The organism is Streptacidiphilus jeojiensis (assembly GCF_042510965.1).
Classification (GTDB): domain Bacteria; phylum Actinomycetota; class Actinomycetes; order Streptomycetales; family Streptomycetaceae; genus Streptacidiphilus; species Streptacidiphilus jeojiensis.
The window spans coordinates 423,236-445,802 of sequence record NZ_JBEUKS010000004.1; the positions used below are offsets into that span (position 1 = coordinate 423,236).

Below are 22,567 nucleotides of genomic sequence, written 5' to 3' on the forward strand. Positions count from 1 at the left end.
ATCAGTGCGCTATAGATGCGGCCAAGGGAAGCGCACGGCTGGCCCTTACGATGCCCTGACAGTGGGTGGGCAATGCTTTGGGACGCCAAGTCCCGCAGGAGGAGGTCATTCGTGAGCACCGAGCACGAGGGTGGGGCCGTCCCCACCGGTGGGGAACCGGTGGAACCCTCCCTTGACGCGCAGTCGCAGGACGCGCCGCGCGACGCAGCGCCCGTAGCCGCAGCGCCCGTAGCCGCCCCCGCTGCGGACGACACCGTCGTCCAGCCGGCACCGGCACCGGTGAACGAAGACACGACCGCGCTCCCGTACGGCACGGTCGAGCCGCCGGCCGACCCGACGCTCGCGTCGTTCCCGCCGCCGGCCCCGGTCCAGGCCGCGGCCCCGCAGCAACCCATAGCGGACCCGGTCGTACCCCCGGTGCCCCCGGCCCCCGTGGCCTCTCCCCCCGCCGTCGCGACTGACGCGTACACGAAGGCGGAGCACCAGGAGCAGCCCTACCCCGCCGAGCCGCCGCTGCCGACGGTGCCGCCGACCGGGGCTCCCGTCCCCGGCGCCGGCGCCGAGGCGACCGCGGTCCAGCCCCCGTTCGACCCGGCCTACGGCGCCCAGCAGCCCCCCTACGGCGGACAGCCTCCGTACGCCGGCCAGGGCGGGCAGCCCCCGTACGGCGGCCAGCCCGGTCTGCCCTACTACGGCGGCTACGGCCAGCCCGTCCCGCCGCGCAAGAAGCGGCGCGGCGCGCTGATTGCCCTGCTCGCGGTGACCGCGATCATCGCCGGCGGAATCGGCGGCGGCATCGGCGCCGCGCTGGAGAACAACGACAGCTCCAACGGCTCCACCACCGTCACCAGCAGCGTGGACCCCAAGGCGCTCAGCCGCGCCCCCGAGAGCATCGCCGGGGTCGCCGCCAAGGCGCTGCCCAGCGTGGTCACCATCTCGGCCAGCAACTCGCAGGAGTCGGGCACCGGCACGGGCTTCGTCTACGACACCCAGGGCCACATCCTGACCAACAACCACGTGGTGGCGCCCTCGGTCAACGGCGGCAAGCTGAGCGTGAAGTTCTCCGACGGCACCAGCTACCCGGCCACCATCGTGGGCCGCGCCTCGGGCTACGACGTGGCCGTCATCAAGATCGACGGAACCCCGAAGAAGCCGCTGGTCCCGCTGGCGCTCGGCAACTCCGACGAGGTGGCGGTGGGTGACACCACCATCGCCATCGGCGCGCCCTTCGGCCTCTCGGGCACGGTCACCTCCGGCATCATCAGCGCCAAGAACCGCCCGGTCGCCTCGGGCGACGAGACCGGCGCGCAGACCTCCTACATGAACGCGCTGCAGACCGACGCGTCGATCAACCCGGGCAACTCCGGTGGCCCGCTGATGAACGCCTCCGGTCAGGTCATCGGGATCGACTCGGCGATCCAGTCGACCGGCGGCGACACCTCGACCGGCACCCAGTCCGGCAGCGTCGGGCTGGGCTTCGCCATCCCGATCAACCAGGCCAAGTGGGTCGCGGACCAGCTGATCAAGACCGGTACCCCGGTCTACCCGATCATCGGCGTGCTCCGCGACGACTCCTACACCGGCGAGGGCGCCAAAATCGCTTCCGCCGCGGTCCAGGGCAGCGCCCCGGTCACCGCGGGCGGCCCCGCCGACAAGGCCGGCCTCAAGGCGGGCGACGTCATCACCTCGCTCGACGGCGTCCAGATCGACAGCGGCCCGACCCTGGTCAGCGAGATCTGGTCGCACCACCCGGGCGACATCGTCACCGTCACCTACACCCGCGACGGCCAGAGCCACACCACCAAGGTCACCCTCGGCTCCCGCACCGGCGACCAGTAACCCCACCCGGCCCGGACACACTCCGACGCCCACCGGCCCCGTACGGCAACCAGCCCCACCGCCGTACGGGGCTATTGCTGCCCGAGCACCCCCGCAAACATGAGAAGATCCCTGAGCGCGGACAACCACCCCGGGGGCCTCGCCCCCTTCGTGCTGCCCACCCGCGCAAGGAGAGCTGCCCGAGCGGCCTAAGGGAACAGTCTTGAAAACTGTCGTCACGGGGAACCGTGACCGAGGGTTCGAATCCCTCGCTCTCCGCAGGTCAGAACACGCAGGTCGGGGCGGGTCTCGGGTTAATTCCGATTCCCGCCCTTTTCGATTCCTGTCCCATGGGTGTTCGCCCCGTCCCATGGTCGACCAGTTTTCGTGGACCATCGGTGGACCAGATTTTGGCAGCGTTGTCGCTGGTGGAGGCATTCCGGGGCATCCATGGGATGGCTTGTCGGCGAGGTTGTGGACGGCACCCTGTCCGGGGCCGGTCACTGGGGTAACGCCCCGGTGCCGGATGTGCGCTGTGGGCCGCTCCGAGCGGCCTTGGTGCCGTGTTGGGTCGGTCGTTTGGTAGGACGTCTCCACAGCGCCCACCCCGGTACCGCACCCCGCGCCATGGCCGTCTTCCACAACCTCGCCATCGGCGTGCTTCAGCCCCTCGGAGCCGACAACATCCCCAAGACCACCCAGTCGATCCACGACAACCCCGAACGAGCACTCCCACTCCTGGTCATCATCAACGACTAGGACACCTACGGAAGCCGGTGACCCTGGGCGAGGTGCAGCGGGGTGCCATTGAACGACGGAGGGGTCCCGGGGAACCTGACGCCGCGGCACCCCTCCGTCGTGCGTCTCGTCCGGTGTGCCGACCGGCTTACGGCTGCGTGTACTGGTAGCCGGACAGGTCCGCGATCACCGAGACCGCGGCACCGCCGCCGTTGTAGAGGTCCACGCAGCCGCCCGCGCTGACCGGCGTCTGGGTCATGTTCGCGATGGTCTCCCCCGGGCCCCAGTTGATGTTGGACGTGCCGGGGCGGGCGGTCCCGTGCGGGTAGGCCGACACCCAGCCGGCCTGACTGCTGCCGGTCACCGTCAGGTTGAGCGCCGCGGCGGACACTCCGGCCGGAACCGGAAGGCAGAGCTCGAGCTGCTGGTGCGGCGCTAGCTGTCTGGCGGGTGCGCCGATCCCGTAGCGGGTGTCCAGCGCCCGGGTCGGAGCCGTCGTGACGAATCCTGTGGTCGGGCCCGTGGCGTTCGTCGGCTGGTAGAGGCCGAGGAAGTCGACCACGAAGTCTGTGGGCTGCGGGCTTCCGTTGTAGAGCGTGATGCGGCCCTGCGAGTCAGCCGTCACCGTGACCAGGTTGGCGGCGGGCGTTCCGACCGACCAGTTGAGGTTGGACGAGCCGGGGCGGGGGTTTCCGGTGGTATAGACGGTGGCATAGCCCGGACTGTGCTCGCGCGCCGCGGTGACGTTCACCTCGAGCGTGTCCGGCCCGCCGCCCGCGGGCCGCAGCGACGCCGGGAGTTGGACGGTGACCGTGCCGTGTCCCGGGACCTGGTGGGCCGAGGTCCGGGTGTCGAGGATGCGGGTCGGAGTTGCCGGCCGGTACTCGGTGCCGTCGACCGTCATCGACTGGGAGCCGACCTCGTCCAGGACCAGGTCGATCGGCCCGGAGCTGCCGTTGGAGAAGTCGACGTACCCGTCGGCGCCGGTGCGCACCGTCGCCTGGTTGGCGATGGTCTGCCCGGCGCTGAAGTTGAGGTTCGACGCGGTCGGCGCGGCGGTGCCGTCCGGGTAGGCGGTGACGAAGCCGGCGGCCCGGGTGTCGGTGGCCGTGAGGTTGAGCACCAGCGCCTCATTGCCGTCCTGCGGGTGTGCCAGAGCGAGCCGGAGCGTGCCGTGGGCGGGGATGGCGGTGTGCCCAGCGGTGCGGCTGTCGTAGACGCGCCGGGGACCGCCCTCCAAGGGGACGAAGTCGGCGCCGGCGACTGCTGTCGCCGAGGCGGTGGCGGTCCGGCCGAGATCGTCGACGGCGGTCAGCTTGATCGGATAGATGCCGGAGTGCGTGTAGGCGTATTCGGAGCTCTGCCACCGGCCCGAATCGCTGACCACTCCGTCGCCGTGGTCCAGCGTCAGACTTCGATAGATCTCCCCCGGCGTGCCGGAGATGGAGAAGTCCATGGTGCCGGGGGAGTACCCACCCGTGCGCGCGGGCTTGGCGCTCAGCACGGGCTGCTCGACCATGTCGCTCAGTACCTCCACGTCCCGGCTGTCACGCACCGAGTACCCGTCGGTGTTGGTGATGACGGTCTTGGTCAGGTAGGTGCCCGGTTGCGCGTAGGTGTGCGGGACGGCGGTGCCGACGGGGGCCGACTGCGGTGTGCTTCCGTCACCGAAGTCCACCGTCGCGGTCAGCTGCTCGTGCCAGGCTGACGTGGGCACCGGCGTGGCCTGGCCGTCCACCGAGGTTCCGACCGTGGTGACCTGGGGGCTGGTCGGAGCGGTGTAGCCGATGGGGTCCTCGATCTCCCACGCACCCCGGTCGTAGAAGTCGTACGGGCCGGCACCCAGATGTGGGAAGCGGGGTTCGAGCACCCTCGGGTTCCCGTAGAGGTCTGTGCTGAGCTCGCCGGGGGCGGACGAGTCCGCCGCGTCAACGACGCCGGTACCCTCCGGGAGGCCGGTTCCGGGGGTTGTGAGGATGTCGTGAGCACCTTGGCCGGTGGCCGCGGTGAGGGCCGCGCTGGTGAAGTAGTCCGTGCCTCCCCAGGAGTATGCAGCCGTGCCCGCTCGGTTCTCGTTGAACGTGTTGAAGCTGTCCGACACCTGCGGTGCGGCGGTAGTCGAGACGGAGAGTGCAGGGGCCTGATCGACGAGGCCGACGTTGTTCTCCACGGTGGTCGCCGAAACGGCGCCGTCAACCTCGATGGCTGGGGCCTTCGTTACGGTGTTCAGGGCGTTTCCGGTGACGGCGACCCCGGATGCCCCCGATACATGGATCAGTGTTCCGGATGCTTCGTAGTCGCGGAGATAGTTGGTCGTCACCGTGACGTGCTGTGCACCGGTTTGGACAAGAATGTCGCTGCCGCTGAGCATCCCCTGGATCTGGGCGCGTGACACCGTCACAGACGACGAGCCGCCGTCGATGCTGATTCCGTTGACCACGGCCGGGGACGCCATACCTGTGGACTGAAGGCCGTCGAGCACGACGTTTTGCGAGCCCACGACGTCGACGAGGTCGGCCCCGGGGTTGGCATCGATCTGAAGGTTCTCCACGGTTATGTCGTGGACGTTCCGCAGGGTCAGCGGCGCGCCTTTCGACACGGGGTACAGGTTGTCGCCCGATCCGTCGATAGTGATAGCGGCGCCCGGGGCACCCGAGTGTGTGAGTACCAGGGGCCCGTAGAAGTCCTCTCCAGTGGGGCCAGTCAGTTTGACGGTCTGTCCGGGCTTCGCGGCGTTCGCGGCGGCTTGAAGCGTGCAGTAGGGCTGCGACGCGCTGCCGGCGCCGGCAGTGTCGCTGCAGCTTGCGGCATCGTTCACATAGAGCATGCCGGTCGTCGCGCTGTCGGCGCGGGCGGTGGTCGTCACCACCGCGGCGGCGGCGAGGGCCAGCACGACGGGGACAGAGACAAGTCGTGCGCGTGGCACAGTTCCCCCTTCACGGGCGTGCCTTCGATCATCCGAACAGAAGGCGCGCGTGATCGTACTGCTGCGCACGGAGACCAAAGCTGTCAAATCGACTACAACCGGCCTGACGGCTCCGGAATCCTTAGCCACTCGTTACCGGCCCACCGTCACCGAGCAACATGTCGTCAACCGGACCGACTTGGCCGTCCCGGAGCCGAGTCCGAAGGTGAGGGCGCGGGTTCAGACGGGCCTGGAGTCGACACGGTTTTTAACCCCCCCTGTGGCTACGCGGCCATGGCCATTCGGTCTTGTCGGGCGGTGGCGTGGTCGGGCCGGTGGGCGCGGCCGATCTCCGATTGGACCGTGGCGAAGAACGACTCTGCTGCTGTGCCGTCGAGGCAGGAGCCGGTACGGCTGGTGCTGGAGCGGATGTCGAGGCGTCGCAGGTGTTGCAGTGGGTGTGCGAGTGGTACTGGCCGCCCCTGTCGGTGTGCATGATCGCGTTGCCGGCGACGAGTCCGGCCTGGTGTGCCATGGTGATCGCCTCGACGGTGAGGCTCAAGCAGGTGATGCCTCCGGTGAGTTTGAGGCTGGGCATCGGCGCGGTGAACCGCCGCTGGATCAGGTCGGGGATGATGGCTGCGGCCCTGGTCGGTAGCGCAGAGACCCATCCGGGACCGATCAGGGCGCGAGGTCCCGGCCAGCCCGAATGCTGCAAGGGGTTGAAAACCGTGGCGACTCCACCATGCTGATGAGCCCCGGTGGATACCACTTCGTCGTGGTCGACGGAGCCGAGTCGACGGCTTCAATGCTGAAGATCCTTGACCCGTGGAACGGAAGCAGCTACATGGTGACCTTTGCGGACTTCGACAGCAGTTGGACCCTGTACACGGTGGCGCGATGAAAGCCGTCCTGACCGCGGTGACCAAGCTCTCAGAAGAGCGGTTCTGTCTTTCCTTCCACCGTGGTGAGTCGGCGCACAGTGTCGTGATCGTGTTGGACGGTGCGATCACGGACGCATCGTTGACCCCGTGCCACTGGGAGGGCGGAGAGGGGCGGGTGGTAAAGCTGTTCCTCAACGACCTGGCCGGGCTGCGTGCGCTCAACCGAGCAGCTCTACGCGCACTACGCGGCGAGATCCCTGGGCTCCCGATGCCCCTGGGCTAGAGCAGCGCACCGCTTCCCCAACCAGAAGTTGCCATGCGGCAGGGGTGACCTCTCCGCAACGGGCCCGGACATTGTCCGGGCCTGTTGTGCTACCAGTGCAGCAGGGAGAGGACCAAGGCTGGCCAATGTAGAGTCTGATCTACAACGGAACGGAGCGCAGCGTGGCGATCACAGTGGGCGATAGCGGATCCGTGGTCGGACCCAGCCTCGCATCAGCGCCATGAACCAGCCCTTCGCGCCCCGTGGCCCGCGCGCTCTCCTTCTGCAGCGGGTCGGCGTGCTGCCCGGGTTCCCCTTCCTTGTGGGGAGGGACCCGCGCGCCGGGGTCTCCCCTGACGACCCGATGCTGGCTCTGGCCCAGGATGTGGCCGAGGCAGTCCGCGCGTGGTGCGCGACCCCGGGCGACGGGAAGCGTGGAGTCACGGCCGCACTGGGCTTCCGGGTAGCCGCAGAGCTCGGTCCCGGGTGGATGCTGGGCGTCCACGACGAACTCCACGGCAGTACGCACCTGGCCTGCTGGCACTGCGGCGCGTTCCACTGGCACTTGAGGCCGCACCCGGTGCCCAAGCTTCCTCGGGTTCTGCAGGTCAAGGGCCAGTATGCCCACGGGCCGCTGCGGGCAGAGGGATTCGGTGACTTCTCCCCCGACGAGCCGACCGCCGGACTACAGCTGACCCCGGGGCTGGTGGACGACTTCTATGCATGGAGCCAGGCCGTGAATCATCAGGCGCAGTACGGCACAGCTGACGGCCCGGAGTTGGATGCCAGGGGCGCTGCCCTGGCGGACAGGCTCGCAACGGAGCTGGGCCACGACTGGACGGTCGAATACCTCGCACTGGAGTACGGGAACAAGGGATGGATGTGAACACCGGAACACTCCGCAGGGCGCTCACCGCTGCGGGGATCGACCCGGCCTCGCTGCGCATCGCCGGCGAGCAACCGCCGGCCGCCCCCGACAGCGGTCCCGTCGACGCCCTGCTGCTCACCGGCAGTGACCGCACCGGCCAGTGGTATCTCAAGGGCAGTAGCGCCCTGGAGCCGGGCTGGCCCGGCGTACTGGCGCAGTTCCCCGACGAGGCAACCGCCTGCCGCCGGATCCACGAGGAACTCACCCAGCCGAACGGCACCCCCTTCGCCGAGGAGCGGGCGGCCTGGGCGAACACGACCGCCGCGCTGCGCGCCCGCGCCGAGCAGGACCTGGCAGCCACCCACCCCACCCGCGCCGAGCAACGCCGACTGCGCGACCAGGGGCTGCCGCTGACCACCCGCGCCGAACTCGATGCGGCGCTGAAGGCATCCGGCAGCAACGAGCCCTACCACATCGACCACGATCCGGCCGACCCCTGGACCGAGGACAGCGATCCGCTGCTGCACCGCTGGCCCACCGACGTCTTCGCCCTCATGTGGGACCAGTTCGACGAACTCTGGGTCACTGGCATCGCGAAGAAGGGCCTCCAGCCGGACATCCACCTCCGCTTCACTGACGAGGCCGACGCCTGCGGCTACGTCTTCGAACTGCTCACACGCCCACCGTCCCTGCCCCAACGGCTCACCGCAGCCCAATGGCACGCCCTGCACGCGGACCGCCGCGTCCGGCCCGAGTGACCCGGTCAGGTAGGCGAGTCGCAGCAGCACAGTCGATCATCATGCCGTGCTCCTCGACAACGGTCGCCGGCCGAGTGACCTGCACGGATGGGGATGCCGGCAAGGGCAACGCCACCCTGCGCCAGTTTTGTCGGTTTTATATCCGATCAACCGTTGGTGGAAGCTTTGTTGATCTTCCGTGACGTGTTTCGTATGGGTAGCATTCAGCAGCCACACAGGTGTCACCACACAATTCGTCGGCCGGGGTCGTAGCGTTCGGATCATTCGGGCCGTTGGGGGAGTTACGTATGCCGCGCAGCCGCGCACTAATGGCCGTTGTTGCTGCCGCGTTGCTGATCGGCGGTCTGGGTACGGACGCGGCTTCTGCGGATGCCACTTCGTTGCTGGTCGATGCGGGGAAGGCGTGCAGCGACTCCGGCAGCGTCCCGGGGACGGCCGTGCTGCCGTTCTGCACCATTCAGGCTGCGGTTGACGCCGCCGAGCCCGGGCAGACGGTGCTGATCGAACCGGACAGCTACTACAGCGGGGGCTTGACCGTGACGCGCTCGGGAGAGGCGGGGAAGCCGATCACGATCACCTCCGCGGGACCCGCTGAGGTGGTCCTGCTCAGTTCAGATCCGACAGGGTTGACGCTCACGGGTGTCCACGATGTCGACGTCAGCGGCATCGACCTCCGGCAGGACGGTGTTCTGGTCCAGGATTCCCAGCGGATCGGTCTGGACCGGCTGCAGATGCACGGTGTGTACCTGCAGCAGAAGCCTTCCAGCCAGGGAGCAGGCGTGTCCATCCAGGGGGCCACCACTGCGGATGTTTCGGTGACCCGCACTACCGTCGGGCGCTCGGTTGCGGCCGCGGGCATTGTGATCGGAGCGCAGGTGGCCCGGACCACGATCAGCTCCGATGTGATCACCGGGGGCCGCGGGGACGGTGTCGCGGCCGACAGCGCGGCCGACACGGTAATCACTGGCAACACCTTCACAGGCAACTGCTTCGACGCGGTGGAGGTCACCGGCGCCGCGGTGCATACCACCGTGGAGAACAACATCATGAGCGGCGACAACGTCGCCAGGACCGGGACCGCAGACGGGGGATGTCTCAAGGACACCACCTCCGCACGGCCGGAGCTGTCGGTTGCCGCTACTGCGGCGGCAACCGCGATTGCCGACGACAACCTGGTCGACCCGGCTCCGGGCATTGCCGCCTACTCCTGGTCAGGCACTTCCTACTCCGGCCCGACCGAGTTCGCCGCCACCGGGCAGGGTACCCACGACATCCAGGCCGACCCCAAGCTCGACGCGGGCGACCTGTCCCCGGCGGAGGGCTCCCCTGCGGTGGACTCGGGTGCCCCGGACGCTGTCGGCCTGACTGCTACCGATGCCTACGGCCACCAGCGGGTTCGCGATCCGCTGGCGACCAGTGCCCTGCCGGGCTCTGCCGTGGACCGCGGTGCGGTCGAGCGCCAGGATCCGCTGTCGCTGGGTGCAGTGACGGTCGATCAGGCGCAGGGGCCCTCCCCCTTCCCGGTGACTGCATCGGTGGCGGTGACCAATCCATGGCACACCGCCGGGGTGAGCTACACCTTCGACTTCGGCGACGGTACCAAGGTGGCCACTGGCTCCCCCTCGGCCAGCCACACCTACACTCGGGCCACCACATACCCCTCTCGCCCCTACCAGGTCAGCGCCACCGCCACCGTCCCCCAGGCCCCCGCAGCCGTATCCTCACCGAGCGACGGCTCCGCCCTGGTCACCGTCAATCCACCCGGCCCGCTGACGGCCACCCTGCAATACGTACGCAGGCCGACCACGTCGGGCCTCGCCGTCGCCCTCTTCAGCAGCTCCAGCAGCCCGTGGCCGATCACCGGCTACACCTTTGACTTCGGCGACGGCACCATCCCGGTCACCAACTCCGACCCCTGGAGCGCGGCCCACACCTACCCCCACCCCGGCACGTACACCGCGATCGTCACCGTCACCGACAAGGGCGGGCGCACCCAGAAAGCCAACGCGCTCGTCAGCGTCGGCGACGGTCTGGTGCCGTTCGGGCCGGTACGCATCCTGGATACCCGCCACGGAACCGGCGCACCCCAGCACACCATCGGTGCCGGCGGGGTCCTGCGCTTGAAGGTGGCCGGCCAGAGCGGGCTTCCCGCCTCGGGCGTCGATGCGGTCACGATGAACATCACGGCTACTGACGCCACCGCGGCCACCTACATCACCGTCTATCCGGACGGGTCGCCGCGCCCCGTCGCATCGACGCTGAACCTGGGGGCCGGGCAGACCGTGCCGAACCAGGTCACCGTCAAGGTCGGCACAGACGGCTACGTCGACCTGGCCAACTACAACGGCACCGTCGACCTGATCGCGGACGTCCAGGGCTACTACACCACCAAGGCCCTGCCCCAAAGCGGTGGCTTCGTCAACGAATGGGGTCCCGCACGGCTACTGGACACCCGTACCGGTACCGGCTGGCCCTTCTCCGGCGCACCGGTCGGCAAGATCGGTCCCGGAAAGGCGCTGACCTTCAAACCGGACTGCTGCCCAGGCACGGACAGTGACAAGGCAGTCCTGCTCAACCTCACGGAGACCAACGCGACCGCCGACAGCTACGTGACCGCCTACGCGGGCGGCAGCGCCCGCCCCAAGAGTTCGGTGCTGAACTTCCGGGCCGGGCAGACCACCTCGAACCAGGTTCTGGTCCCGATTGCCGCTGACGGAACCGTCTCGCTCTACAACAACGCCGGGTCCGTGGACCTGATCGCTGACTCGTACGCAGTAGTCGACGGTGTGGGAGCAGCCTTCTTCCCCACAGATCCCACCCGAGTCGTGGACACCCGCAACGGGACCGGCGTGCCCAAGGCGAAGATCAAGGCCCGCGGTTCGATCAGCTCGCTGGTGGTCGGCTCCCACGCCATACCGCAGGACACTGCGATGCTGCTGGTGAACCTCACGGCGACCAACACCACGGCCGCCACCTGGCTGGCTGTGCAGATACCCGGCTACAACCCTGGGACATCCTCGTTGAACCTCGGCGCTGGGGACACACGAGCGAACTCGGCAGAGATCCGCACCAACGGGGCCGGATCCAACCACTCCACCATGATTACCAACTCTGCAGGCAGTACCGACGCGATCCTCGACGTCGAGGGCTACTACCTGTACTGACCTTGCTCTGTGTCGGGTCGCGCGATGAGCCGTGGTCGGGGTACCACTGCGCGGGGGCACCGTGCGAACCCGTACCCCTCTGGAGCAGGGGGTTCTGGTGGGCGGTACTCTCCGCGGAACATCAGGGCGGGCGGGGGGAAGAGTGGCAGGCATGTCCAGCGGGCCGAGGACTTCTAGCAGGGCGGTACGGGCGGCCGGGCTGCTGGTCGGGTTCTATGCGATGGGTTTCGGGCTGCTGGCGCTGTTGCTGGCGATCGACTACCTGGTCCTCGACGCCGACGACCCCAGCCCCCGGCTGGTCTTCTACGCCCTCGGCTTCAGCGCGCTGGCGGGTGTGCCCATCCTCCGCGGCATCTTCTTCACCCGTGGCAACCGGATGCGCAAGCCCCCCGGTGTCCGGGTCACCAGGTCCGAGCAGCCGGTGCTGTGGCAGCGGGTCGAGGTGCTCGCGCAGGCCATGGGGACCAGGCCGCCCAAGGAGATCTGGATCACCGCCGATGTCAACGCGGCCGTGCACGAGGAGTCCTGGCTGCTGGGGCTGGTACCCGGCAAGCGCCGGATGCTGCTCGGCGCACCGCTGCTGATCGGGCTCACCCCCGCCCAGTTCGACGCCGTCGTCGGGCACGAACTCGGCCACTACTCCAACCAGGACACCCGGCTCGCCGGGCTGGTCCAGCGCGGCCGGGACTCGATGACCAACACGCTGCGGGCGTTCCAGGGCGGCAACAACCTGAGTGCCGCGCTGTTCGCCCTCTACAAGAGCTATGCCGAGCGCTACCTGCGCACCACCCAGGCCATCAGCCGGGAGCAGGAGCGGGCCGCCGACCTGGCTGCGGTGCGGATCGCCGGGCGTGACAACGCAGCCTCCGCGCTCCGTCAGATCCCGGCCCTGGACGCGGGGTTCGACTTCTACCTGGGCCACTACGCCGCCTCCGCGAGCGAGCTCGGACTACTGCCGCACACCGACGAGTTCATCGGGGGCTTCCGGCACCTGCTCGCCGACCCGGAGCGGATCGAGGAACTCGACGCGATCCGGCGCGACCTGCCGAAGCGCGCGGCCAGTCCGTACGACTCGCACCCGCCGATGGACGAGCGGGTCGCCGCCATCGAGGCGCTGCCGGAGGACGGCCGGGGCCGGGACAGCGGCAGCGCGACGGAGTTCCTGCACCTGCCCGCGCCGCTGTTCGGGGCGGTCGCCCGTTCGGCCTGGAAGCCGGAGAACAACGGCAAGCAGCAGGTGGACTGGGCGACACTGCTGCACACCGCCGGCCGGGCCCGGGCCCTGGAGCAGGCCGGGCCGCTGCTCTCGGCAGCCGCTGTGGTCAGCGGCGGCAGTCCCACGCTGATGCAGGTACTGGAGGTGGTGGACCGGGGCGGGCTGGCCTCGCTCTGCGACCGACTGCCGGAACCGAACATCGCCAAGGGCACCACCGGCCGCCTGCGGGACGAGCACCTGCGCACCGACCTCGGCAAGCGGCTGCGATCGCTGGTGGAGGTCACCGTCGCCGATGCCGGGCGCGGCGGCTGGCCGCTGTCCTGGAGCCACAGCCACCGCTTCGAGCTCCGCACCGAACTGCTGCCGGAGGGATTCGCCGACCACCTGCAGCCGGCCGTCGAGGCGGTCGTCGCGGGTCGGCCGTCGACCAGTCAACTACGGGAACTCGTACAGCAGTTGTCATAGCAGTGGAAAACTCAGTCGCAGCAGGGGAGAGGGAGCACCGTCATGCCACGATTCCTGGACCGGATCACCGGTCAGGGACGCTCGCCGAAGGCCGCCGCCGGTCCGACCAAGGACGCCGGTAGCAGCCGCACCATCCAACCGGCCGAGTACGGGCTGCCGCTGCGGGCGGAACTGCGCACCGACTGGCCGGTGGACCATCCGGCCCTGGACGCCGCCGTCCTCGCCGTGAAGGCAGGGGACTGGCAGCCGGTCGGTGCGCTGATGTGGGAGACCGGGCGGGACTGGGAACGCCGCTACCTCTACACCTCGATCCTCGGCAGTCTCGCGGCGGAGGACGACCGCTGGCTGCAGGCCTGGCGGCAGGCCCACCCGGAGGACGGGGCGGCGGCAGCCATCGAGGCGTCGTCGCTGGTCCAGCTGGCCTGGAAGATCCGCACCGGTGATGTGTCGAGCAAGGTCGGCCGGGAGCAGTGGGAGGGCTTCTTCCGGGTGCTGCGCCAGGCCCCGGAGCGTTGCCGGGAGGCTGCCGCCCTGAGCCCGGAGGACCCCACGCCGTGGGTCGTGCTGCTGGGAGCGGCCAAGGGCCTGCAGTGGGAGAACGACGAGTTCCGGACGCTCTGGGCGGAGGTGCTCGCGCGCGACCCGCACCATGTGCTGGCGCACATCTCGGCGCAGAGCTACTGGCTGCCGCGCTGGCACGGCTCGACCGACCTGGTCCTGGAGTTCACCGAGCAGACCATCGCCGCGGCAGCGGACGGCTCGCTGCTGAGCCTGCTGCGGCTGGACCTGCTCAACCGTGAGCTGCGGCCCGAGAACGCCGAGCTGCGTGCCGCGTTCTGGCGCGGCGAACAGGTCCGGTGGGCGATCGACGAGGCACTGATCGACCTGGCGGCGGCCGATCCGGCGCACCTCCGGGTCAATACGATGCGCGCCTGGCTCGCGATCTTCCTGGTCCGGAACGAGCGCTGGGCCGAGGCCGTGGAGCAGTTCCGGGCCATCGGCAGGATGGTCGCCTTCGAGCCCTGGACCTACTCGAAGGACGGCACCTCGCTCTTCACCCAGCAGCGCGCGAGCGCCGTCCTGGGCTGGGAGGCGGCCGGCCGCCCGGCCGTACCGCCGCTGCCCCAGCACCGTCCGGCCCCGGCCGGCTCGTACTTCGATCTGAGCACACCCAACCCGGACGCGGACCCGGTCACCGGAAAGTAGTGCTGGATGGGTGTGCAGGTCCCTCTATGATCTGCGGGTGTCCGACTCCCTGGTTCTCGCTGTCGCCCAGCCTCCGTGCGTGTCGTACGGGATCGCGGTCAACGCGGTGGCCCATGCGGAGGCCGTGCGGGCCGCTGGTGCGCGGGTGGTGGTGTTTCCCGAGTTGTCGTTGACGGGCTATGAGTTCGATGCTCCGGCCGTGGCTGTTGATGATCCGCGGCTCGGGCCGATCGTCGACGCCTGCGCGCAGAGCGGGACCCTCGCGCTGGTGGGTGCGCCGGTCGACGATCCGGACGGACGTTCGTACATCGCTGTGCTGGCGATCGACGGTGCGGGTGCCACGGTGGTGTACCGGAAGGTCCATGTGCACTCCAGCGAGGCCGGTCGGTTCAGTCCCGGACCGGATGTGCCGGCCGTGGTCGAGGTCGACGGCTGGCGCCTCGGGCTGGCCGTCTGCCGGGACACCGGCGTCCCGGGCCATGCGGCGGCCCTCGCTGCTGAGGGGATGGACGTGTATGTGGCGGGGATCCTCGACCACCGGCGGGACGCCGCGGTCCCGCCGGAGCGTGCCCGGCGTATCGCCGGGGAGCACGGGGTGTGGGTCGCGTTCGCCGGTTTCGCCGGATCCACCGGCGAGGGCTTCGACGAGGCCCTCGGTTGTTCGGGGATCTGGGCGCCCGACGGGCGGGTGCTGGCGCAGGCCGGTCCCGAGGTCGGCGGCATCGCCCGGGCTGCGCTGAACCGCGGCGGTGCCGTCCGCACGGCCGAAGGGCCCGCGTCCGGGGGAGCGGACGCGGGCCCCGCGTAGTGGGCTACTTGTACTGGTAGCCCCACAGGTAGGTGGAGTTGTCGCTGCTCCTGTACGGGGCGACGAAGGTCTTGGTCCAGTTCACCGTCGTCTTCGAGCAGGTGTGGTTGACGGTGTACTTCTTCGTGGTGAACTGCTCGGCCTTGTGGTACATCATCGTCCGGCCCTGGGTCTTGCCCCTGGGGAGCGACGAGATCGTCCCGCTGACCCCCCAGGACGAGGTGTGCGACCAGGTCTTGCCGATGGCGAGGGAGAACGAGGTGCTCGCCTTGGCGAAGATCACTCCGGCCTCGGCCCCGACCGTGGCGGTGCCGGTCGCGCTCCAGGTCCCGGTCTTGCTGGTGGTGTACGAGAAGGTGAAGCCCTTCCTGCCCCACGGACTGTAGATGTTGGTGGGCCGCCAGACCATCTTGGCCTTGGAGAAGGAGTAGTGGACGCCCGCGTCCACGCAGCCCATCGGGTGGACGGTGGCGGCCTGGCTGGGGGCCGCGACGGCGACCAGCCCGGAGGCGGCTATGGCGGTGACGAGGGCGGCGCTGGCGATTCTGCGCATGGCTGGTGGAGCTCCTTGCTCGATGAGGGTGTTGTGCGCGATGAGCGCGGTGAGGGTGACGTGCGACGTGCTACGTGCATGAGGGTGCGACGTGCATGAGGGCGCGACGTGCGTGAGGGTGCGATGAGAGTCGGGCCGACGGTCAGCAGTACCTGCTGCGGGCCTTCGCGGCCAGGCCGCCCGGTGGCACGGTTATGGCCCCGCACAGGACCACGCCGGTGCTCAGCGGGGTTGTCCAACTGGTAGCGCTGCCGGACTTGGTGGTGATGGCCGTGCCGTGGGCGTTGCAGGTCCTGGCGACATAGCTGCCGTGGACCCTGCGGGTACCCGCGTACAGCACGTAGCTGCCGCTCCTGGTCGGACTCCAGGTGACAACGGCCTTCCTGGGCGTCTGTGCCCCGGAAGGGGCGAGGGCCAGGCCGGTCTTCCGGGCGAGGCTGCCGATGACCGTCGCGGGGGCTCCCCCACCCGTGACGGACGCCTTGACGAAGGCGATCTGTGGCACCGTCACCAGGACCCTGGTGCTGCCGGTGCCGGGGTGGACGACCCGCTTCGCGTGGGTGACCACCCAGGGTTCGGTCACGTTCTTCCAGGTGACCGAGGTACTGCCGGCCGTGCAGACGACGGCCTTGGTGCTGCTTGCCGCGGTGGCTGCCGGAGCAGCCACCAGTAATGCTGCGGCCACGCTGCCGGCCAGGCCGGCGGCGATGCTTCGCTTGTTCATTCACTTGTCCCCGTGACAGCCCGGACAGGACTCCCGTCCAGGCGATTCGCCGATCCCCGTTGACCGGCGATGAGAGGAGTCAATCCTGAACTCACCTGATTCTCAAGGGAATTGAGGTGAAGTTGAGGAAGTATCATATTTACGGGACGGGCTGCGCTGCAGGGTGCTCAAGTGCATCGTCGACTACCCATCCAGGCCTGGCCTGGCCCGGTCCCCTGTGCTCATGTTTCGGGTGTCGGCGCGGCGAGCTCGGCCAGGCGCTCCGTCGGCCGGCTGAAGTCCCAGGTCAATGACAGGATTCTTACCGGCTTCCTGCCAGCTTTCCCACCTAGAACGAGGCTCGCGGGTCCGTGGAACACCCGGACCCTCCTCAGCCCTGTTCTGTTACGGAGCACCATGCGCAAGCGCATCGCCGGAATCCTGCTGTCCGGCACCACCGCCCTCGCGGCCCTCGCCGCACCCGGGGCGGCCTACGCGGACACCGCCTCCGCACCCGTCATCGACTCCGTCAAGGCCACCTCCGTGGTCCTCGGAATCACCAACACCAGGACCGTCACCTACACGGTCACCGTCTCGGACGACTCGGGGATCAAGAGCCTCAAGCTGATGGGCCTGTCGGCGGTGGAGGAGCAGGAGGGGTTCGCCTACTCCAAGTCCTACCTGAAGTCCTACGGCGGCAGCGCGACCTGCACCGCCAGCTCGGCCACCACCTCGGTGTGCAGCTACGCCGAGACCTACTCGGCGTACGACTACAAGGCCGACCAGTACGTGTACAACGGCCTCGCCGGCAACTGGGACGCTGAGCTGCTGGTCACCGCCGCCGACGGGGGCACCACCTGGGACACCACCGGGACGCTGTTCACCGTCAAGCGCAACGCCGAGATCACCCTGGCGAAGAGCACCGCCACCCCGAAGAAGAGCAGCTACTTCACGCTGTCCGGCAAGCTCACCCGGGCCGACCTGGACAACTCCGCCTACAAGGCCTACAGCGGTCGCACGCTGACCCTGCAGTTCGAGGCCAAGGGCGGCACCACCTGGTCCGCCGCCGGCACGGCGACCACCTCCAGCACCGGGGCGTACTCCTACAAGGTCAAGGCCTCGTCCTCCGGGTCCTACCGGGTGGTGTGGGCCGGCAACGGCGTGACCGGCGCGGTGACCAGCGCGGCTGCGGCGATCACGGTCAAGTAGCCCGGTCGCACGGTCCGAGCCCGGAAGCGGGTGCCGGGTGCCTCGACGGAGGCACCCGGCGGTCGGCGAGGGTGATGAGTCGTCAGGTGCATGGCTGTACGCAAGGCCGTATTCACTGTGCCGTCATCGGGCGGGAACAGGGTTGGGCGGTCCGCTGCGCCTGCCCTGGAGGAACATCATGGACGACACCATGGACTCACAGCTCGAAACCCCGGAGGAGCCCGGAGGGCTCTCACGCCGCCACGCCCTCGGGCTTCTGGGAACCGCAGGGGCGGGAGCGGTGGCCGTGCCGCTGCTCGGGGCCGGTACCGCGGAGGCGGCCACGCCGCTCGGCGCCCCCGCGTTCAGCCTGACCCCGGACGCGGCCGGTGCGCCGCCGGTCCAGGGCCTGCACCTGACCTTCGGCGCGGACCCGAGCAGCCAGATGGTGGTCTCCTGGATCACCGACGGCGCCGTCGACCGGCCCCAGGTGCACTACGGCACGCTCAAGGACGGCTTCGGCTCCAGCGCCTCCGCGCAGACCCGGACCTACGTCGACGGCAAGTCCGGCCGCACCGTCTACGTGCACCACGCCGCGCTGAACCGGCTTAAGCCGGCCACCGACTACGTCTACCTGGTGTCGCACCGCGGCACCACCCCGGACAGCGGCAACTTCCGCACCGCGCCCCGCGGCCGCGCGCCGCTGACCTTCACCAGCTTCGGGGACCAGGCGACGCCCGAGGTGACCTGGACCGCCGCCGGCCCGGTGGGCCTGGACGCCAACTCGACGCCCGCCTCCAAGGACATCGTGGCTGGCATCGAGCAGGTCGCGCCGCTGTTCCACCTGCTCAACGGCGACCTGTGCTACGCCAACCTGGACGTGGACCGGGTGCGTACCTGGAACAACTTCTTCACCAACAACACCCGCTCGGCCCGCTTCCGCCCGTGGATGCCGGCGGCCGGCAACCACGAGATCGAGAGCGCCAACGGCCCCATCGGCCTCGGTGCCTACCAGGCCTACTTCTCGCTCCCCTCGACCGAGACCGACGCCGAGCTGGCCGGCCTGTACTACGCCTTCACCGCGGGCTCGGTCCGGGTGATCGTGCTGCAGAACGACGACAACGCCCTCCAGGACGGCGGCGACATCTACATCAGCGGCTACTCCGGCGGACGCCAGCTGTCCTTCCTGGAGCGCGAGCTGAAGGCGGCCCGGTCCTCCCGCGAGATCGACTGGATCGTCGTCGCGATGCACCAGGTGATGATCAGCTCCTCCGACGCCAACGGCGCCGACCTCGGGCTGCGGCAGAAGTACGGCCCGCTGTTCGACCGGTACGGCGTGGACCTGGTGGTCTGCGGCCACGAGCACAACTACGAGCGCTCGCTCGCGGTCAAGGGCGTGGTCTCCGGCAGCGAGACGCTCACCCCCAACCCGGTCTCCACCGCCACCGACGACATCGACTCCTCGCTCGGCACGGTGCACATGATCCTGGGCGGCGGCGGCGTGTCCGGCACGACCAACCAGGCGTTCTTCAAGGACGGCACCGCCAAGGTGATCACCGCGGTGTCGGCGACCGCGGGCTCCAACGGCAAGCGCACCTCGACCTACGTCAAGGAGCAGGCGGTCTGGACCGGGGTCCGCGACCTGGAGCACCCCTACGGCTTCGCCGCCTTCACCGTCGACCCGGGCCGGCACCCCGGCGACACCACCCGGCTCCAGGTGACCTACTACAACGTCAACATGCCCAACGGGAACCTCTCGGTCTTCGAGCAGTTCACCATGCACCGCAAGCGCTCCGACGGCTACAGCTGACACGGCGTCGGGGTACGGGCCGGGGCCCCGTCGACCAGAGGTCTGGTCGGCGGGGCCCCGGTGTGTTTCGGTTCGGCGGACTCCCGTCCTGCCGTCCGTCACATGTAGTAGCCGAAGACGTCGGCGATCACATTGGCCTTGCTGCTGACGTACAGGTCCACCTTGCCGTCCGAGCCGACCGGCACGATCACCTGGTTGGGGATCGGGTTGGCGTTGGACCAGTTGAGGTTGGACGCCAGCGGCCGGGTGGCGCCGTCGGCCCAGGCGGTGAGGTAGCCGCCGGCCGTCGAGCCGAGCACCGTCACGTTCAGGACCACGGCCTTGATCCCGCTCGGGATACCGACACGGCCGGTGACCTGCAGCGCGACATGCTGCCCCGCGGCGACCGCGGTGCTGGCGAGCAGCCGGGACGGGCCCGCGACGGTGAACGAGCTGCCGCCGGCGTCGGCGGTGTAGTAGCCGAAGACGTCGGCCAGCACATGGCTGCTGCCCACGACCTTGATGCTGACCCTGCCGTCCGCGCCGACCGGTACGACGGCCAGGCCGGCGATGACGGTCCCGGCGGCGGACCAGTCGACGTTGGACACCGTCGGGACGCTGCCGCCCTCGGCGTAGGCCGCGAGGTAGCCGGAGCCGCCGGTGCCCACCGCGGTCAGGTTGAGCACGACGGCCTTGGCGTCGCTGGGGATGCCGTTGGCGCCGTCGACCGCGAGGCTGACGGTGCTGTTGGTGATCGCCGTCCTGGTGCTGACGCCCTTGGCGGAGCGGGTGTCCAGGATGCGGGTCGGGCTCTCGGTGGTGAGGGTCAGACCGCTGGTGTCGTCGGTGTAGTAGCCCTGGACGTCCGCGATGACCTGGGTGGGCCCGGTGGTGTAGAAGTCCACGCCGCCGTCACCGGAGACCGGGACGGTCACCAGGTTGGCGATGGTCTGGCCCTTGACCCAGTTGAGGTTGGACGTCTTGGGACGGGTGGTGCCGTCGCCCCAGGCGGTGAGGTAGCCGGAGCTGGTGGTGCCGGTGACCGTCACATTGAGGACCACCGAGGTGACCCCGGAGGCCGGGATGCCCGCGTTGCCCTCGATCTGCACGCCGGTCATGCCGTAGGCCGGCACGATGGCGCTCTTGCGGGTGTCCAGCAGACGGGTCGGGGTGACCGCGTGGTAGGTGCCGGCGCCGGTCGCCGGGGCGGCCAGTGCGGCGCAGAGGCTGGTGGTCAGCGCACCGGCCTTGGGCTCGCCGAGACCGGTGGCCAGGTCGTAGCCGGCGGCGGTGGCGGCGGAGTAGCCGCCGTGGCCGATGTTGTTGTTGCCGAGGGTGATGTCCGAGAAATCGGCCGCGTACGCGGTGCGGGCCGCCGAGTACAGCGCCGGGTTGACGAACCCGAGCGGGCCGTTGGCCTTGCAGGTGGTCTGGGCGTCGGCGATGGCGGTCAGGGCCGCCCAGGTCGGGGCCGCGCCGCTGGTACCGCCGATGGTGCCCCAACCGCCGCCGAAGTAGAGGGCGTAGCCGTTGTCGGGGTCGGCGAGCGCCGAGACGTCCGGGACCTGGCGGCAGGTGTAGCCGGTGTGGGGCTTGCACGCCGTGGAGCTGAACCCGGAACCGGTGAACCCGGACTGGTAGTCGAGCGCGGTGCCGTTCGGCAGCGACCAGACCGCGGAGGTGCCACCGCCGGAGGCTCCGCCTTCGCTGTTCCAGGTGGAACGGGTCGAGGCCGGATTGCCGATGAGGTCGGTGCCGCCGACGGCGGTGACGAAGGGCTGGCTGGCGGGATCGTCGGTCGACGCCGTGTACTGGTTGGTGCTGTCGGTGTCCTGGGCGCATCCGCTCGCGCCGTCGTCACCCGAGGCGACGAGGACTGTCTGGCCCTGCGCCGCGGCCTCCTCGAAGTAGTAGTTCTCGGCGCTGATGAGCGCACCCGAGGTGTCCAGCTCGCAGCTGCCCCAGCTGGAGGAGAGCACCTGGGCGCGGTCGTCGGTGACCATGGTCCGGTAGACGTGTTCGACGTCGGCGTCCGAGAGGTTCGGGTTGCTGACGGCCACGCCCTTGGCGTTCAGGACCGTCGCGTCCACGCCCTCGTAGTCGATGACCGAGGCACCGGGCGCCAGCCCGACGATGTCCTCGATGTCCAGCAGCGACTCGGTGCCGATGTTCTGGTCGGGGTCGGGCGCGACCTTCGATCCGCCGTCGACCTTGACGGTGCTGACCGCTGCGCCGGTGCCGTAGCAGGACTGGTAGGCCGCGACGTCGGACGAGGAGAAGGCCTCGAGTTCCATGACGCCGACGGTGATGCCGGAACCGCTGGTCGAGGTGTGCTCCATGCCGTAGCTGGTGGCCAGGTTGCCGGCGCTGTAGTACCCGCCGCCGTCGCTGCCGATGCTGCTCAACGCGCTCTTGGCACTGGTGCACAGCTGCGGCCCGGTGGTGCCGGCCTGGGCCCGCACGGCGCTGCTGCCGGTCGACGCGCGTGCCGCGGAGGTCGCTGAGGCTGCGGAGGCCGCGGTCCGCGGGGTGCTGTGCCTGGCGTTGATCCGGATCAGGGTGTCCATCCCGGCGATGCCGGAGACGTAGCCGGCGATGTTCCCGGCGAGTTCCGGGGCGGCGCTGTTGGCGTAGCCGGTGCTGCCGTCCTTCAGCCTGTAGCTGGCGAAGCCGGTGCCGAACGCCTTCCCGGCGGCGGAGAGCGTGGTGCTGACCGGGATGGACAGGCCGTCGGCGCTGACCCTGCCCGGGTTGAGCCCCTCGGCCTTGAGCGCCGCGGTGACCTTGGCGACGGTGTCCGCGGTCGGCCCGAAGGTGTCGGCGAACTGTCCCTTGGCCAGGTAGTGGTGGTACTGGGCGTTGCCCTTGGTGGACACCGCGGCGACGAACGACTTCAGGGCCGCGGGGTCGCGGGGCTCCAGCCCGACGCTGAGGGTGACCGCGGTGCTGCCGGCGGGGGCGCCGGTCCTGACCGCCCCGTCCGGGATGCGGGCGGCGGTGCCGACCCGCTTGGGCGTGGTCGACGCGCTCGCGGCGCCCGTCCCGGCGGTACCGCCGGCGCCGGCCGAAGCAGCGGTGGCCGCGGTGGTGGTGGCCAGGAGGGCGGCGGCGGTGGTCGCGGCAATGAGCGCGACCTTGCCTATGCGCCCGCTCCGGACGGCATTGACCCGTATGGTCATGCAGATTCTCCTAGGAACTGACACGACGTCATGCATCGGGAGCGGTTGCGCGCAGGCGCCACG

Annotated in this window: 16 protein-coding genes and 1 tRNA gene; 13 read left to right on the top strand and 4 right to left on the bottom strand. The window is 69.6% G+C overall.

All coding sequences use genetic code 11. The features are described 5' to 3' along the window. Window positions 1–111 precede the first annotated feature (111 nt). The 3 genes from ABUW04_RS14220 (at window position 112) to ABUW04_RS14230 (ending at window position 2,577) form a co-directional block, all read left to right on the top strand. Complete coding sequence (locus tag ABUW04_RS14220) at window positions 112–1,839, top strand: S1C family serine protease (protein ID WP_380564839.1); 1,728 nt, start codon at window positions 112–114, stop codon at window positions 1,837–1,839. Between the two features lie 169 nt (window positions 1,840–2,008). Continuing rightward, window positions 2,009–2,097, top strand: a tRNA-Ser gene (locus ABUW04_RS14225). 300 nt (window positions 2,098–2,397) lie between these two features. Then, entirely contained in the window at window positions 2,398–2,577 is a 180-nt protein-coding gene (locus ABUW04_RS14230) for a hypothetical protein (protein WP_380564841.1), read from the top strand. A 127-nt stretch (window positions 2,578–2,704) separates the two neighbouring features. Here the strand turns inward: ABUW04_RS14230 and ABUW04_RS14235 are convergent, their stop codons facing one another. After that, window positions 2,705–5,155, bottom strand: coding sequence for a hypothetical protein (locus ABUW04_RS14235; protein WP_380564843.1), 2,451 nt, complete (start codon window positions 5,153–5,155; stop codon window positions 2,705–2,707). 1,057 nt (window positions 5,156–6,212) lie between these two features. Here ABUW04_RS14235 and ABUW04_RS14240 point away from each other — a divergent pair. From ABUW04_RS14240 to ABUW04_RS14275, 8 genes are all read left to right on the top strand, one after another. After that, entirely contained in the window at window positions 6,213–6,365 is a 153-nt protein-coding gene (locus ABUW04_RS14240) for a papain-like cysteine protease family protein (protein WP_380564845.1), read from the top strand. After that, window positions 6,362–6,628, top strand: a complete 267-nt coding sequence (locus tag ABUW04_RS14245) for a hypothetical protein (RefSeq protein ID WP_380564847.1) — start codon at window positions 6,362–6,364, stop codon at window positions 6,626–6,628. The genes ABUW04_RS14240 and ABUW04_RS14245 overlap by 4 nt, the downstream gene beginning before the upstream one ends. 220 nt (window positions 6,629–6,848) lie before the next feature. Continuing rightward, window positions 6,849–7,493, top strand: a complete 645-nt coding sequence (locus ABUW04_RS14250; RefSeq protein ID WP_380564848.1) for a hypothetical protein — start codon at window positions 6,849–6,851, stop codon at window positions 7,491–7,493. Further along, window positions 7,484–8,233 (top strand): hypothetical protein, encoded by a 750-nt coding sequence (locus ABUW04_RS14255; protein WP_380564850.1) that lies wholly within the window; start codon window positions 7,484–7,486, stop codon window positions 8,231–8,233. The genes ABUW04_RS14250 and ABUW04_RS14255 overlap by 10 nt, the downstream gene beginning before the upstream one ends. Before the next feature lie 287 nt (window positions 8,234–8,520). After that, entirely contained in the window at window positions 8,521–11,397 is a 2,877-nt protein-coding gene (locus ABUW04_RS14260) for a PKD domain-containing protein (protein ID WP_380564852.1), read from the top strand. 151 nt (window positions 11,398–11,548) lie between these two features. Beyond that, window positions 11,549–13,078, top strand: coding sequence for a M48 family metallopeptidase (locus ABUW04_RS14265; protein ID WP_380564854.1), 1,530 nt, complete (start codon window positions 11,549–11,551; stop codon window positions 13,076–13,078). A 42-nt stretch (window positions 13,079–13,120) separates the two neighbouring features. Beyond that, entirely contained in the window at window positions 13,121–14,284 is a 1,164-nt protein-coding gene (locus ABUW04_RS14270; RefSeq protein WP_380564856.1) for a hypothetical protein, read from the top strand. Between the two features lie 79 nt (window positions 14,285–14,363). Further along, window positions 14,364–15,092 (top strand): carbon-nitrogen hydrolase family protein, encoded by a 729-nt coding sequence (locus ABUW04_RS14275; RefSeq protein WP_380564858.1) that lies wholly within the window; start codon window positions 14,364–14,366, stop codon window positions 15,090–15,092. A 4-nt stretch (window positions 15,093–15,096) separates the two neighbouring features. Here ABUW04_RS14275 and ABUW04_RS14280 read toward each other — a convergent pair whose 3' ends face one another. Both ABUW04_RS14280 and ABUW04_RS14285 read right to left on the bottom strand, forming a co-directional pair. After that, window positions 15,097–15,645: a hypothetical protein gene (locus ABUW04_RS14280; protein WP_380564859.1), complete on the bottom strand. Its 549-nt coding sequence runs from the start codon at window positions 15,643–15,645 to the stop codon at window positions 15,097–15,099. A gap of 142 nt (window positions 15,646–15,787) precedes the next feature. After that, a complete protein-coding gene (locus ABUW04_RS14285; protein ID WP_380564860.1) occupies window positions 15,788–16,369 on the bottom strand; it encodes a hypothetical protein in 582 nt (193 codons plus the stop codon). Window positions 16,370–16,765: 396 nt separating this feature from the next. Here ABUW04_RS14285 and ABUW04_RS14290 point away from each other — a divergent pair, with 396 nt between their 5' ends. Both ABUW04_RS14290 and ABUW04_RS14295 read left to right on the top strand, forming a co-directional pair. Then, the gene (locus ABUW04_RS14290) at window positions 16,766–17,557 is read left to right on the top strand and encodes a DUF5707 domain-containing protein (protein ID WP_380564862.1); all 792 of its coding nucleotides are present in this window, start codon (window positions 16,766–16,768) and stop codon (window positions 17,555–17,557) included. Between the two features lie 178 nt (window positions 17,558–17,735). Beyond that, complete coding sequence (locus ABUW04_RS14295) at window positions 17,736–19,346, top strand: purple acid phosphatase family protein (RefSeq protein ID WP_380564864.1); 1,611 nt, start codon at window positions 17,736–17,738, stop codon at window positions 19,344–19,346. A gap of 98 nt (window positions 19,347–19,444) precedes the next feature. On the opposite strand, the gene ABUW04_RS14300 is transcribed toward ABUW04_RS14295, so the two are convergent. Continuing rightward, window positions 19,445–22,504: a S53 family peptidase gene (locus ABUW04_RS14300; protein WP_380564866.1), complete on the bottom strand. Its 3,060-nt coding sequence runs from the start codon at window positions 22,502–22,504 to the stop codon at window positions 19,445–19,447. Window positions 22,505–22,567: the final 63 nt, after the last annotated feature.